This window comes from Roseomonas sp. SRI_022, from assembly GCF_057586215.1.
On record NZ_JBYCZL010000063.1, the window covers coordinates 1 to 929 of the forward strand.

Consider the following 929-nt stretch of genomic DNA (forward strand, 5'->3'; position numbering starts at 1 on the left):
ATGCTCTACGCTGCACTACGCGGGCTCGATTTTTCTTTATCCTGCGCCGAGCGGCGTCGCCGGCAGTTCGAGCAATTCATCTCGCCTCGCCCTCCTACGGAGCGAGCCGGATTTCCGGTTCCGGCTCCTCCCCGTAGGGGAGAAACTCCGGGAATGCGGGAATGCGGCAGAAAGCCGCCATTTTTTCGCGTTCCCGGGCTCGCGGGAACGACATCGGCCGGGAACGCTCTAAGTTGCTGAAATGGCGAATGATTTGCGTTCCCACGACTTCGCCGTTCCCGCCGGGAACGCGGGAACCGGGAATGCCGCGGGCTCATCGCTCCGTCTTCCGGTTGCGGTACTGGGCCAGCGCCTCCTGGCGAGAGCCGTGAAACATCTCCACCTCCGCGCCCTTGGCCAGCGGACCATTCGGGACGTCCAGGAACTTTGGCGAGGCCTGCGTGTGCGCTGTGCGCGCCTTCACGAGTAGCCCCGCCTCGAGCGCCCTGTTGCCAAGGAGCTCCAAGCGATGCTTGCTCATGCCGGCCAGCGGCTCGGGGAGATCCGCACGACCTGTGTACAGCCCTGCCATCCCAGAGACGGTGAATGGTAATCCGGCAGCCGCGCATTCAGCGCATGCGTCGACCAGAAGCTTCAGCAGATGCTCGTCCTCGGCGTCCTGCGATGCAAGTCGCCTCGTTCGGTCCTGCAGCTCGCCTGATACCGCGCGGGTGAACAGCCGGCGCGCGCCGATCGGCGCTCCGGCATGGTTCGCCTTGACCAGGTTACCCCAGACGAGGGTCTCAGCGGGCTCGTCGACCTCGCGTGCCAGGCGCTCCGCCTCGCTCCTCTCCGGCTTCCAGAGGGCATAAGCAAACCGGCTGTTGGCGATCCAGGCGCTGCTGCCGCGCATCGTCGGGCTCTCCAAGTCCATGCCCTTCGCCGTGTGA

General features: G+C 65.4%; 1 protein-coding gene. It reads right to left on the reverse strand.

The genetic code is table 11. The features are described 5' to 3' along the window. Positions 1-313 precede the first annotated feature (313 nt). Positions 314-929, reverse strand: a 616-nt coding sequence (locus AC2YHJ_RS27860; protein ID WP_487399449.1) for a P-loop NTPase family protein, incomplete at its 5' end; no start/stop codon positions are given.